Origin of the sequence: Hymenobacter sp. YIM 151858-1, assembly GCF_025979705.1 — a bacterium.
GTDB lineage: Bacteria > Bacteroidota > Bacteroidia > Cytophagales > Hymenobacteraceae > Solirubrum.
On the sequence record NZ_CP110136.1, the window covers coordinates 3,873,723 to 3,886,332 of the forward strand.

The following is a 12,610-nucleotide window of genomic DNA, read 5'->3' on the forward strand; positions in this document are numbered from 1 at the left end:
TGATAAACATCCGGGCCAGCAAGTTGCAGGCCCACCCCTAAATAACCTAGCACAAAAAAAGAGCCGCCTAATTGGCGGCTCTTTGCGTTGCGGTGCTGGCCTGAGCGGCTTTCGCTTTGCTCCTCAGGCTCAACTTTGTTTTGGCTACCTGGGATTGCGGCGCGGCCGGCTTCGGGACGGGCTTGGCGCTGTGCTTGGCAATCCAGCCGTGGATGAGCACCAGCGCGCGGGGCGAGAAGGTGGGCTGAATTTCGCCGTTCACGAGCGGCCACTGCGAGCGGTCCGATTGAAACCAGTGGTTTACGCCGGTTAGCTTGTACACCTCCACTTTTTTGTTGCCCTTGGCACGCAGGCCTTTTTGCAGCAGCGGCAGGTTGCGGTTGGCCGATACCATTAGGTCGGCGGTGCCGTTGAGGGCCAACACCGGGCATTTCACGCCCGAAAAACGGGTTTTGGGGTCGAAATCGATGAAGAAACGGTACCAGGGCGAGGTTAGCTGCGTGGCGCGGGCCTGCACCATGGTAAAGTCGATGTCGGCGTTGCTCATGCGCAGCATGGCGGCCACTTTGGCGCGGGCGAGGTCGTTGTTGGGCGTTTCGCGGATAATGTTGAGCATCCGCTCGTGCAGCTGCAGCGCGGCGCTAACCTGGGCCGGCGTCGAGCCAATCAGGCGCATGATTTCGGTTTGCTGACGACGCAGCAGTTCCGAGCCCGATTGCCCGCTACCCGCCAGCGAAATCACGAAGTTGGGTGCCCCAATGGGTTGGGCGGCAGCCAGCAAGGCAATGTTGGCGCCCTCGCCGTGGCCGAGCATGCCCACCTGCGTTTTGTTTACTTTGTAGTGGGCGCGCAAAAAGCCCATGGCTGCCTGCGCGTCCGATACCAGATCGGCGGTGTTGGCCTGCTGGTAGCTGCCCGTCGATTTCCCCACGCCGCGGTCGTCGTAGCGCAGCACGGCCACGCCCCGGCGCGTGAGGTAATCGGCCAGGATGTTGAACATGCGGTAGTTATCCACGGCCGCGTTGCGGTCTTGCGGGCCCGAATCCGAAATCAGCACCACGCCCGGAAATGGCCCCCGGCCCTGCGGCATGGTGAGCGTACCCGTCAGGCGGAGCTTGTCTACTTTGTTGGGCACTACTACTTCTTCTTCGCGGTAGGGGGCTGCGGGCTTAAAGGTAGCGGCGTTCAGCACCGAGCCGGCCGAGCGCTCGAGCACCAGGGCCGAGGTAAGCCCCGGCTGCGACCACATGCCCTTCATGCTCTTGTTGTCGGCGGAGAGGCGGCCCGTAAAGCGGCTGCCGGCCTCCTCGATGCGCATGGTTACCTCGGAGCCTTTCAGGGTCACCTTTACGGGCATGCGGGTAACCTTCTGCTTCGGCACGTCGAGGGTGGCGTAGAGCGTGCCGTTGCTCAGCGGAATGATGGTAATGACCAGCTCCGAGGTGCCGCCCGATACTTTTAGCTCGCCGCGCCATTGACCACCTAGGGGCGAATCGGCAGGGTTGTATGCAACAGCTGTACACAGCAGCGGAAACAGCAGCAGAAACCACAAGATCGGCTGAAGGCGTAAAAAATTCCTCATAAAGTTCAATAAAGAGGCTGGCAGAGCGGAGTTAAGCACGCTTTATTCTGGGAGAATACCAAAATTAAGCATTCTTGGCGAAGCCGCATACGCAAGAATACTGCCGAGGTTGGTTGAACTCTGAAGAAAGTTGTGGCTATAAAGCAGCCGTGCCAGCCTAGCGCGCAGGTTTTCAGACTAGGTATTGCTTGAGCCGAGCCAATCCTCGCGGCGCATCTCAAACTTTATTTCGCCTTTGCCGTGCTGGCCTACCTCGCGCCAGCCGTTTTTTCTGTAGAAACCCGCGGCGCGGGTATTGGCCCCAGTGCCCAACCACACGGTATTTTGGTTTTGCGCAAAGTACCAGTCGAGCATGCAGTCGTGCAGCCGTTTGCCGATGCCACGGCCCTCAAACGCCGGGTGCACAAACAAGGCCCAGATATTTTGGTCCTGTAAATCGGCAATGGCAAACCCCACTACTTGCTCATCAACCAGGCAAACCCAGCCTTTGCCGCGGCGATTAATGTATTGCTCGCAGTCCTGGTCGGTAACACGGCTAGGGTCCGACAGCACGTTTTCCTTCACCGAATTTCGCACCAGCTGCATTTGCTTGATGTCGGCGGTTCGGGCCTCTCTGATGAGTACGGTAGACACTGGCTGGCGATTAAAGGGATTGACGGGCCGGTTTTGATGTCACCGGGATTGGGCCTTCTCGTCGGTTGATTTCGGTAACAAGGGTCAATCTATCAGCTTCGCACCAAACGCATTCAGCCCCGTTGTACCTTCGCTGCCCCAATCCACTAACCGGGTTAGCCGAAACCTAAGAGGTAGGATTGGGTGTTAGAGGAATCTATGGCCCAGGACAACCTGCAGGTAGCCGCACCGGCTGCCGATCCGATTGATCAGCTCGACCCGCGCGAGTTCATCATTATTAAGAACGCGCGCGTTCACAACCTCAAAAACCTGAGCGTGGCTTTCCCGCGCAACAAGTTTATCGTGGTCACGGGCCTGTCGGGCTCGGGCAAGTCGTCGTTGGCGTTCGATACGCTGTATGCCGAGGGCCAGCGCATGTACGTGGAAAGCCTGAGCTCCTACGCGCGGCAGTTTTTGGGCCGTATGGACAAGCCCGATGTCGACTATATCCGCGGGATTTCGCCGGCCATTGCCATCGAGCAGAAGGTAACGGTGCGCAACAACCGCTCGACGGTAGGCACCAGCACCGAGATTTACGACTACCTCAAGCTGTTTTTTGCCCGCGTAGGCCGCACCTATTCGCCTGTTTCGGGCCGCGAGGTGCGTAAGGACCAGGTATCCGACGTGGTCGATTACTTGTTTACCTTGCCCGAAGGCACCCGCGTGATGGTGCTGGCGCCGCTGGTACCCTCCGAAGACGGCCGCCCGCTGCGCAAGGAGCTCGATTTGCTGCTGCAGAAGGGCTACGCCCGCGTGGTGATAAACGGCGAAATGGCCTTTATCGAAGACCTGTTGGCCGAGGGGCAGCCCGAGCCCACAGGGAAGGTGCAGATCATGATTGACCGCGCCGTGGTGCAGCCCGGCGACGAAGACCTGCAGTTCCGCCTTTCCGACTCGGTGCAAACCGCCTTCTTCGAGGGCCACGGCACGTGCGTAGTAGTTGTCAGTGGCCAGTTGCCGGTTGCCAGTGAGGAAGGCCAGCCCCAACCGACAACTGAGACAAGGACTTTCTCCGACCGTTTCGAACTCGACGGCATTGCGTTCGAGGAGCCCAACGTCAACTTCTTCACCTTCAACAACCCCTACGGCGCGTGCCCGCGCTGCGAGGGGTTCGGCTCGGTGCTGGGCATCGACCCCGATCTGGTGATACCCGACAAAACCCTGACGGTGTACGAAGGCGCCATTGCCCCGTGGCGCACCGAGAAGCAGAGCGAGTGGCTGAAACCGCTGCTGAAAAACGGCATTCGCTTCGACTTCCCCATTCACCGCCCCTACAACGAGCTAACCGAAGCCGAGCAGCGCCTGCTTTGGGAAGGCAACAAGCACTTTCAGGGCCTGCACGACTACTTTGATTGGGTTCAGACGCAGACGCACAAGATTCAGTACCGCGTGTTGCTGAGCCGCTACCGCGGCCGCACCGTGTGCCCCGATTGCCGCGGTACCCGCCTGCGCAAAGACGCCCAGTACGTGAAAGTGGCCGGCAAGAACATTGCCGACCTGGTGCTGCTGCCCATCCGCGACGCCCTAGGTTTCTTCGAGAACCTCTCGCTCACGGAGCACGAAAAGGCCGTATCGGACCGCTTGGTAACGGAGGTACACAACCGCCTGAGCTACCTGGTGCGCGTAGGCCTGGGCTACCTCACGCTCAACCGCTTGTCAAACACCTTGTCGGGCGGCGAGTCGCAGCGCATTCAGCTGGCTACTTCGCTGGGCTCGGCGTTGGTGGGCTCGATGTACGTGCTCGATGAGCCCAGCATCGGCCTGCACCCCAAGGATGCCGAGCAGCTGATTGGCGTGCTGCGCTCGTTGCAACAGCTAGGCAACACCGTGGTGGTGGTGGAGCACGAGGAGAAGATGATGGAGGTGGCCGACCAAATCATCGACATCGGACCCGAAGCGGGCTCGGGTGGCGGTAATCTGGTGTTTCAGGGCACGTACTCCGAAATTCTGCAGGACGAAAAGACTTACACCGGCCAGTACCTCAGCGGCAAAATGGAGGTGCCGGTGCCCAAGGTGCGTCGCCCGTGGCGCAACGCCCTGGAGGTAGTAGGCGCCCGCGAAAACAACCTGAAGAACCTCACGGTGAAGTTTCCGTTGGGCGTGATGACGGTGGTAACGGGCGTATCGGGCTCGGGCAAATCCACGCTCATCAAACGCATTTTGTACCCGGCGCTGGCGCGGCACCTAGGCGGCACGGCCTCCGAGAGCATCGGCAAGTTCGATAAGCTCGGCGGCGACCTAGGCGCAGTGTCGCACGTGGAGTTCGTCGATCAGAACCCCATCGGCAAGAGCAGCCGCTCGAACCCGGTAACCTACGTGAAGGCCTACGACGCCATCCGGACGTTGTTTGCCGATCAGCAGCTGGCCAAGGCCCGCGGGTTCAAACCCTCGCACTTCAGCTTCAACATCGAGGGCGGCCGCTGCGAGGTGTGCCAGGGCGAAGGCCAGGTGAAAATCGAGATGCAGTTCATGGCCGACATCTACCTGACCTGCGAAGCCTGCGGTGGCCGCAAGTTCAAGCAGGACATCCTGGAGGTGAAGTACAAGGACAAGAGCATCGACGAGGTGCTGGAGCTGACCGTGGAAGATTCGCTCGACTTCTTCGCCGATCAGCCCAAGGTGGCGGAGCGCCTGCGGCCGCTGTTCGATGTGGGCCTGGGCTACATCCGCCTAGGTCAGTCGGCCAATACCTTGTCGGGCGGCGAGGCGCAGCGCGTTAAGCTGGCGTCGTTCCTTACCAAAGGCGCCACGTTGCAATCCGATAAGATCCTGTTCGTGTTCGACGAGCCAAGCACCGGCCTGCACTTCCACGACATCAACAAGCTGCTCACGGCCCTGAACGCGCTGGTGGAGCAGGGCAACTCGGTGCTCATCATCGAGCACAACATGGACATCGTGAAGGCTGCCGACTGGGTGATTGACCTAGGGCCCGAGGGCGGCACCGGCGGCGGGCACCTGCTGTTCGAGGGCACGCCCGAGGCGTTTGCCAAGCTGAAAGACGAAAATCACACGGCGCGTTTCCTGGCCGAAAAGCTGTAGCCGAGCTACCGGCCCGCCGCTGCACGCACAGCGCCGCGGCGGGCCAAGTGGCAAATTTTAAGGTTCTTTGCCGGGGTTTGGAGCCTATGATACTGCACGACGTCCCGGAAATAGTGCTGCAGCACGACCCCGCCACGGCCCTGCTGCGCGCGGCGTGGCGCGCGCATTGCCCGCTGGCCCGGTTTGTGCCCGTTTTGTTGCAATTGGTCGAGTTCAGCCGGCAGCGCGGCATACGCCACTGGCTCATGAACATCGACCAGCTGCCCCCGCTTGGGCAGCAGGAGCAGGCCTGGATTTTTGATACGTGGTTTCCGCTGATGGCCACCACGCCCGTGGAGCACCTGGCCCTGGTGCTACCCGCCGGCCTGCACAACCAGCTGGTGGCCACCGCGCCCGTGTTTGATAGGCCCGCCGTTATGTCGTTCGAGCTGCATTTTTTTGCCGACGACGAATCGGCCTTCAGCTGGATTAGCGAAGGCAACCTTAACGGCGCGCAGCTGCGCCAGGAATGGGCCTTGACGGTGGACCAAACCCAGCACGGGGCTGCCAACCGGCCCGAAAGCCTGCCGGCCGGAAGCTAAACCAGCGGGAACAAAGGCGGCACCAGTTGTTGTGCCGGTATGGAAACCGTAGCACCCCCTACCACCACACCGGCGCCGGCCGCTGCCCCGCCCGGCTACGCCTGGCGCTGGCTGGCCGCCCTGGCCATCTTCGGCTGCATTTTGCTGAACTACTGGTGGAACGCCAACCCGCCCAACGGCCAAAACATGGGGCAGGTATCGGCGCAGTACCCCACGCCGCTTACGCCCGCTGGTTGGGCATTTAGCATCTGGGGGCTGATTTTTCTGGCCGAAGCCATTTACGCCGTGTGGCAGCTGCTGCCTGCCCAGCGCGCCAACCCCTTGCCCAATGCCGTAGCGCGGCCGCTTACCGTGGCCAACCTGGCCGCCGCGGCCTGGGTGGTGTGCTTCAGCTACCAGCTGATTGCCCTGTGCACCGCCCTGATGCTGCTAACCCTAGGTGCCTTGGTGCTGGCTTATGGCCGGGCAAGGCGGCTGGTATTGGCCGGCGACACGGCCAAGCTCTCGAGCTGGCCCGTGTCGTTGTTTATGGGCTGGATATCCGTGGCTACCGTGGTAAACCTCACGCTGGCGCTGCGCGATTTTGGCCTGGAAACGCCCCTGAACGTAACGGTGGTGCTGTGCGTGGCGCTGCTGGCGGTGGTAGTGGCATTGGGCCTCATCATCAGCAGCTCGTTCCGCGATGCCGTGTACGCGCTGGTGCTGGCTTGGGGCCTGATAGGAATTTGGGCTGCCCGCCGCACCGACGTAGTAGAGCTGGCCTGGGTAGCTCTAGCCGGTGCCGTAGTGGTGGGCCTGCTGGGCGTGCTGCTGGCCAACCGCCGGCGCAGCACCAGCCGCGCCGGTGAGTAGGGGAGGGCTAAGCCCAGGCTATGTGCCCCAATACCCGCCCCGACCTCCATCAACCAATTTTGTTTGCCTTAATAGCTGCAACCCCGCCCACCAGCGGGGTTGCTCTTTTTCGGCCACCTAGGGCCGCGGCACCGATGGGTGCAGGCCAAATGCTTTTCTTTGTACCTCGTCAGATATTTCCCTCCCACTCTATGCGTAAGAACATCGTTGCCGGCAACTGGAAGATGAACATGACTCTTCAGGACGGCCAGGCTCTCGTTTCGGAAATCGTGAACATGGTGCAGGACGAAGTAACCGGCTCCGGGGTGGAGGTGGTTATTGCGCCGCCCTTCCCGCTGCTGCCCGTTATCGGCCGCATGCTGCCCGAGGGTGGCCGCATTCACCTAGGGGCTCAAAACTGCCACCAGAAGGAGAGCGGCGCGTTCACCGGCGAGGTATCGGCCAAGCTGCTGGCTTCGGTAGGCACGGGGTACGTTATCCTGGGCCACTCGGAGCGCCGCCAGTACTTCGGCGAAGACGACGAGCTGCTAAGCCAAAAGCTGAAGGCTGCCCTGGCTGCCGGCCTGCGCCCCATCTTCTGCGTGGGCGAGTCGCTCGAAACCCGCGAGCGGGAAGAAACCTTCGCGTTCATTGCCAGCCAGCTGAAAAACGGCCTGTTTCACCTCAGCAACGAGGAGTTCGAGCGCGTGGTAATTGCCTACGAGCCCATTTGGGCCATTGGCACCGGCAAAACGGCCACCAGCCAGCAGGCGCAGGAGGTGCACGCATTTATCCGCGAGCAAATTGCCCGTGCCTACGACGCCGAAGCCGCCCTGAACACCACCATCCTGTACGGCGGCTCGGCCAACGCCCAAAACGCCCGCGAGCTGTTTTCGCAGCCCGATGTGGACGGCGGCCTGATCGGCGGCGCTTCGCTGAAGTCGCGCGACTTTACCGAAATCATTAAGTCGTTCTAGGTTCTGTAAATCAGCTGATAGTAGCTGCTGAAACAAATTGTAAGCGAGTTTACTGGCTAATAAAATTGGTCTGGTAAACTCGCTTACGATACGTTTATAGCCTGCCCGCACGCTAGTTGCACCACCCGACCTAGGCCCGAACCAAAGTGGCGCGGTACTTGTCGGTACCCGCAGAACCTTCCTTGTCCGCTATGCTTCTGGCCACGCTCGTATCGGCTTTGCTCTGGCTGCCGCCCGCCACCACGCCCAAAGTGCCTTTTGCGGCGCAGCAGCAGCGCGGCGGCTACGTCGATCCGTGCAAAATTTACGGCAGCATTTACCTGGAGCGCGACCCGCGCCGCCGGGCGTACTGCTCGGCCACCGTTTTCGTGGAGCAGCAGGATGCCTTTGCCAGCCTCGTGGTGTACCAGGAAGCCAACAAGCTGTTTGCCGATAAGCCGGGCACGTGGTACGTAACGGATGCCCGCGACTTTGCCGACTACACCGTGCTCGTAACCGACAACCGCGCCTTCGCCGATTTCGGCATCTTCTACACCAAAGTGCGCTCGTTTGCGGGCTGCCGGCAGAACTAGAAACGCCATTGGCTGCTAACCACAAGGCCCGGCCGCAACGGTACCACGTTGCGGCCGGGCCTTTGCTTTGGGGGGGCTTGCGGCTACAGCTTCACGAGCTCCACGCGCCGGTTTTGGGCTTTATGCGGTTCGGTGTCGTTGGCCACCAGCGGCTTATCGGAGCCAAAGCCAGCGGCCCGCAACCGGTCGGCCGCAATGCCTGCTTGCGTGAGCTTCGTTACCACGGCCTGCGCCCGTCCCTGCGAGAGTTGCCGGTTGTGGGCCGGGCTGCCGGTGTTGTCGGTATGGCCCTCCACACCTAGGCGCAGCTGCGGGTGCTGGCGCAGCAGGGTTACTACCTCGGCCACCGTCGGCTCCGATTCGGGCCGGATGGTGGTCTGGTCCGTGTCGAAGTTCACGTACAGGGTAGCGTGCCCTTCAGCATCTAGTTTTTTTTTAGCTCAGCGGCCTGCACCACCGAAATCTGCTGGGGCATGGCGGCTTTCTCGGCTACGTTCAGGTAGTAGTCGCGGTCAAGCTTCTGCATGTCCAGCCATATTTCCTTGTCCTTCTGCCGAATCACGTACACGTCGTGCTCAGCCGAAAAGCCCGATATGCCACCTTTTTTGGCAGCCTGGCTGCCGCCTACTTTTTCCACGGCTTCGTCGGGAATGGCGCCCGAAAACACCTTCACGCCGCCTACGCTGTTGATGAAGTTTTCGTAGTTGCGGCGCACCATCAGGTCCGAGGCCTGCTTCTTTTCGTCGACGGGGCTGAAGCGGCGGCGCAGCACGTGGCCCTCCACGGCTACCAGGTTTTTGCCGTCGTAGAAGTAGGAGCGGTCGAATTCGTAGTCTACGCTGTCGCTGTCGTAAGGCACCTGGTAGCCCTTCATGGCGCCCACGTACGGAAACTTGCCCAGGTTGGCCGATGAAACGGGTACGCTGCTCATGTCGAAGGTAGCAGCGGCCTGGGGCGTGGTGGCCGCCGGCGCCGCGGTGGCCGGGGTTTCGGTAGCCGGAGCCGCAGCAGCGGCAGCCGTTTCGGGAGTGGTGGTTTCGGCAGCCGCCTCTTTGGCTTCTTTCGAGCCGCAAGAGGCCGCTAGCGTCAGTAGGGTAAAGCTGGCAGCTAAACGCAGGGTTTGTTTCATAAAAGGATGAACGGTAGGATAGAATGATTGCGGTTGAGCTGCAAAGCAATAAATATTTTGATACTTCTATGTAAATGTGCCGGAACTGCGCCGCCGGAGTGCCCTGCATCGGGTGGTTTTTTATCCGACCTTTGCGGGGCGCCCGCCTCGTACGCCGGCGCTGCACACTGCTAAGTTGCTCATGGATTTTATTGAACTGCGCGTAACGGCCCCGGCCGACCTCACCGATATCCTCGTTGCCGAGCTGGGCGAAGTAGGCTTCGACACCTTCGAAGACAACGACGAAGGCTTTTGCGCCTACACCACCGAAGATGGCTTCAACCAGGAAGCCGTGTCGGAGGTGCTGGCCAAGTACGCCGCCTGGCCCAGCGGCCACCCCACCGCCGACAGCCGCGTGATTACGCGCCAGAACTGGAACACCGAGTGGGAAAAGAACTTTGAGCCGCTGGTAATTGGCGAGCAGGTATCGGTGCGGGCGCCCTTCCACCCGGAGCGGCCCGATTTGCCCTACGACATCGTGATTATGCCGCGCATGTCGTTTGGTACCGGCCACCACAACACCACGGCCCTGATGATTGAAAACCAGCTGACCGTGGACCACCAGGGCAAGCGCGTGCTCGATATGGGCTGCGGCACCGGCATCCTGGCCATTATGGCGGTGCACCTGGGCGCCAACTACGTGCTGGCCGTGGACGTGGAGCCCTGGACGGCTGAAAACGCCGCCGACAACGCCCAGGAGAACCACGTGCAGGACAAAGTCGAGGCTAGCCTAGGTGATATTTCGGCGCTGGAAGGCGAGGAGCCGTTCGACATCATCCTGGCCAACATCAACCGCAACGTGCTGCTCGAGGATATGGGCGCTTACTACCGCTACCTGCGGCCCGGCGGCCCCATTTTGTTTTCGGGCTTCTACGAAGAAGATATGCACCTCATCCGCGAGGCCGCCGAAAAGGAAGGCTTCCGCTACCAGTCGATGCGCACCCGCAACGACTGGGTTTCGGCCATCTTCACGAAGCCCGAGTAAGCCCGTTGCTCTTATTTCAGCAAGCGCCCGCAGCCCTGCCCAAGCTGCGGGCGCTTGGCTTTTGTACTACTCCGATACGCTTGGTAACGGGCAGGAAATGCAATAGTTGAGTTAAATAGTTTATAATTAATATTTGTTTAAGTACATTTTTTGTCCGTCTTTTGTGCCGCTAGCTAGTGACGTATCCGGGGCAAAGCTGATCATTAGGCGGGGCTTTGCGTGGCGCCCAACCGGGGCTCCCGTGGCTGACGATAGAAACGCTTTATCTACAGCACGTATGCAATGAAACAAGTACGACTTTTATTACTCGCCTTTTTGTATCTGCTGGTAGCCTTACCGGCGCTGGCTCAAGTAGAATGGGAGTGGGCCAAAACCCAGCCCTTTAAAGTAAATGCCGTAGCCACCGATGCCGTGGGCCGCGTGTACGTTACCGGCAGCTTCAGCGGCAGCATCACGCTGGGCGAGCAGCAGCTCACGGCCCAAAGCACCGGCACCGATTTGCTGGTGGCCCGCTTCAGCCCCGAGGGCAAGGTGGACTGGGCCAACTCCCTAGGTGCTGCGCCTTTTATTAACGGCGCCAGCAGCGCGGCCAGCGGTACCGACATCAGCGTGAACCTACAAACGGGCGAAGCCTACGTGGTGGGCAGCTACAGTGGCAACCTGATTGGGGTACCAGGCGCCGAGCCCGGCGACCCGGGCATCACCCGCGTGGTGGTGCTCAAACTTGCCGACAGCGGCCGCATTCAGTGGGTAGTGCGGGCGGGCAGCTTTAGCCCGGCCACCTTAGGCAACGCCATTGCCACCGATTTGCTGGGCAACGCCTACGTAACGGGCAGCACCAACGGCGGCTTCAACCTGAGCAACGGCAGCACCTTCGGCACCGGTAGCCGCAGCCTGTTTGTGTTGTCGCTGAACCCGGCTGGCCAAACCCGCTGGATCGTGGGCGCGCAAAGTACCCTAGGTGCCCGGGGCGATGATTTGGCCACCAACGCGCAAGGCAACGTGTACTTGGTGGGCCGACACTTTGGCCCGGCCAGATTCGGAGGATTTGATCTGCCGAGCGAGTTCAGTACTTTTCTGGCCAGGCTTAACCCGGCCACCGGCGTGCCCCTGTGGGTCCGGACGGGCAGGGTTGGCGAACGAAGCTCGCTGGCTGCTGATGCCCAGGGCAACCTTTACATCGGTGGCTACGCGAATGGCAACATCAACTTCGGCGGCGCTAACCTGACCTTGGGCGCGGAGCCTGAGGGTTACGTGATTGAAGTGAGCCAAAACGGCAACACTAGCTGGCTGCGCTCGGTGGGCCCTGTAGCCCCGCTCCTGCCGGTGGAGGTAGCCGCGCCGCCCGCGCCCAGCGGTGCCGTGCGGGTGGTAGTAGGGCTTACGCGGCCCTCCAACGCGGCCACGGTGCTGGCCCTGCGCTCCAATGGTACCATCATTTGGCAGGAGCAAGCCAGCGGCGGCCAGAGCAACATCCGCGACGTGGCCGTGGCCCCCGGGCTGCGCATTTACCTGGGCGGCACGCTCGCGGGGCAGGTGCAGTTCGGCGACAACGCGCTCAGCAGCAACCGCGCCACCGATTACCTGGCTGCCCTGGCGCCGCGGGCCAACCCCTTGCGCTTCAACTGGGGCGAGCTGAGCGTGTTCCCGAACCCGGCTGCGGTGCAGCTCTCGGTGGAAGTGCCGCCCCTGCCGGCCGTGCACATCCAGCTGCTCAACCTCAATGGCCGCGTGGTGCGCGAGGTGCGCCTGCCTGCCAGCCGCCAGTCTCAAACCGCCACGTTTGATGTGCGCGAGCTGCCCGGCGGCTTGTACTCGCTGCGCCTCACCGCGGGCGGCGAAACCTACAGCCGCCTGGTGCAAATTCGCTGATCTGGTATTCCGCTTTCTTGCCACGCCCGGCCGGCAGCGCTCAGCTGCCGGCCGGGCGTGTGCTTTTGGCCTAGGTGCCATGGCGTTGCCCGGCCCGCAGGGGCGGCAAAATACCTGGGGCGGGTCGCTAATAAAATGCCTTCGCAAACGTTGTGGTTCTTTGAATATTCCACATTCATTACTTGGATGCATTCAATGTAAAATGTGGATTTTCAATTGGTTGACTACTCTGTTCCAATGAATGCGCCAAATTTTACCGAAATTGTAGGCGACTCATTTTGCCTTGAGGGCATTTGTATGAAGCACTTCGCCACATGGGGGCTTTGCGCGT

General features: G+C 61.1%; 11 protein-coding genes. 7 read left to right on the plus strand and 4 right to left on the minus strand.

Going from position 1 to position 12,610, the window contains the following annotated elements:
- Positions 1-67 precede the first annotated feature (67 nt).
- Both OIS50_RS17180 and OIS50_RS17185 read right to left on the minus strand, forming a co-directional pair.
- The gene (locus tag OIS50_RS17180) at positions 68-1,582 is read right to left on the minus strand and encodes an alpha/beta hydrolase family protein (protein ID WP_264691863.1); all 1,515 of its coding nucleotides are present in this window, start codon (positions 1,580-1,582) and stop codon (positions 68-70) included.
- Positions 1,583-1,759: 177 nt separating this feature from the next.
- Positions 1,760-2,215, minus strand: coding sequence for a GNAT family N-acetyltransferase (locus OIS50_RS17185; RefSeq protein ID WP_264691864.1), 456 nt, complete (start codon positions 2,213-2,215; stop codon positions 1,760-1,762).
- A gap of 198 nt (positions 2,216-2,413) precedes the next feature.
- Between OIS50_RS17185 and uvrA the strand changes: the two genes are divergently transcribed.
- From uvrA to OIS50_RS17210, 5 genes are all read left to right on the plus strand, one after another.
- Positions 2,414-5,293, plus strand: coding sequence for an excinuclease ABC subunit UvrA (gene uvrA, locus OIS50_RS17190; RefSeq protein WP_264691865.1), 2,880 nt, complete (start codon positions 2,414-2,416; stop codon positions 5,291-5,293).
- A gap of 86 nt (positions 5,294-5,379) precedes the next feature.
- Positions 5,380-5,874, plus strand: coding sequence for a hypothetical protein (locus OIS50_RS17195; RefSeq protein ID WP_264691866.1), 495 nt, complete (start codon positions 5,380-5,382; stop codon positions 5,872-5,874).
- Between the two features lie 39 nt (positions 5,875-5,913).
- Complete coding sequence (locus OIS50_RS17200) at positions 5,914-6,726, plus strand: hypothetical protein (RefSeq protein WP_264691867.1); 813 nt, start codon at positions 5,914-5,916, stop codon at positions 6,724-6,726.
- A gap of 191 nt (positions 6,727-6,917) precedes the next feature.
- Positions 6,918-7,682 (plus strand): triose-phosphate isomerase, encoded by a 765-nt coding sequence (gene tpiA, locus OIS50_RS17205; protein WP_264691868.1) that lies wholly within the window; start codon positions 6,918-6,920, stop codon positions 7,680-7,682.
- Positions 7,683-7,873: 191 nt separating this feature from the next.
- Complete coding sequence (locus OIS50_RS17210) at positions 7,874-8,254, plus strand: 7(1) septoil knot domain-containing protein (RefSeq protein ID WP_264691869.1); 381 nt, start codon at positions 7,874-7,876, stop codon at positions 8,252-8,254.
- A gap of 83 nt (positions 8,255-8,337) precedes the next feature.
- Here the strand turns inward: OIS50_RS17210 and OIS50_RS17215 are convergent, their stop codons facing one another.
- Both OIS50_RS17215 and OIS50_RS17220 read right to left on the minus strand, forming a co-directional pair.
- Positions 8,338-8,652: an OmpA family protein gene (locus tag OIS50_RS17215; RefSeq protein WP_264691870.1), complete on the minus strand. Its 315-nt coding sequence runs from the start codon at positions 8,650-8,652 to the stop codon at positions 8,338-8,340.
- A 26-nt stretch (positions 8,653-8,678) separates the two neighbouring features.
- Positions 8,679-9,383 carry a hypothetical protein gene (locus tag OIS50_RS17220; protein WP_264691871.1) on the minus strand — a complete coding sequence of 235 codons (705 nt, stop codon included), beginning with the start codon at positions 9,381-9,383 and terminating at the stop codon, positions 8,679-8,681.
- A 181-nt stretch (positions 9,384-9,564) separates the two neighbouring features.
- Between OIS50_RS17220 and prmA the strand changes: the two genes are divergently transcribed.
- Both prmA and OIS50_RS17230 read left to right on the plus strand, forming a co-directional pair.
- Positions 9,565-10,407, plus strand: a complete 843-nt coding sequence (gene prmA / locus OIS50_RS17225; protein ID WP_264691872.1) for a 50S ribosomal protein L11 methyltransferase — start codon at positions 9,565-9,567, stop codon at positions 10,405-10,407.
- A 282-nt stretch (positions 10,408-10,689) separates the two neighbouring features.
- A complete protein-coding gene (locus OIS50_RS17230) occupies positions 10,690-12,279 on the plus strand; it encodes an SBBP repeat-containing protein (protein WP_264691873.1) in 1,590 nt (529 codons plus the stop codon).
- Positions 12,280-12,610 lie beyond the last annotated feature (331 nt).

Coding starts and splice junctions, on each gene's coding strand:
- tpiA (WP_264691868.1), top strand. CDS start 6,918: ATGCGTAAGAACATCGTTGCCGGCAACTGGAAGATGAACATGACTCTT.
- OIS50_RS17220 (WP_264691871.1), bottom strand. CDS start 9,383: ATGAAACAAACCCTGCGTTTAGCTGCCAGCTTTACCCTACTGACGCTA.
- OIS50_RS17195 (WP_264691866.1), top strand. CDS start 5,380: ATGATACTGCACGACGTCCCGGAAATAGTGCTGCAGCACGACCCCGCC.
- prmA (WP_264691872.1), top strand. CDS start 9,565: ATGGATTTTATTGAACTGCGCGTAACGGCCCCGGCCGACCTCACCGAT.
- OIS50_RS17180 (WP_264691863.1), bottom strand. CDS start 1,582: ATGAGGAATTTTTTACGCCTTCAGCCGATCTTGTGGTTTCTGCTGCTG.
- uvrA (WP_264691865.1), top strand. CDS start 2,414: ATGGCCCAGGACAACCTGCAGGTAGCCGCACCGGCTGCCGATCCGATT.
- OIS50_RS17210 (WP_264691869.1), top strand. CDS start 7,874: ATGCTTCTGGCCACGCTCGTATCGGCTTTGCTCTGGCTGCCGCCCGCC.
- OIS50_RS17200 (WP_264691867.1), top strand. CDS start 5,914: ATGGAAACCGTAGCACCCCCTACCACCACACCGGCGCCGGCCGCTGCC.
- OIS50_RS17230 (WP_264691873.1), top strand. CDS start 10,690: ATGAAACAAGTACGACTTTTATTACTCGCCTTTTTGTATCTGCTGGTA.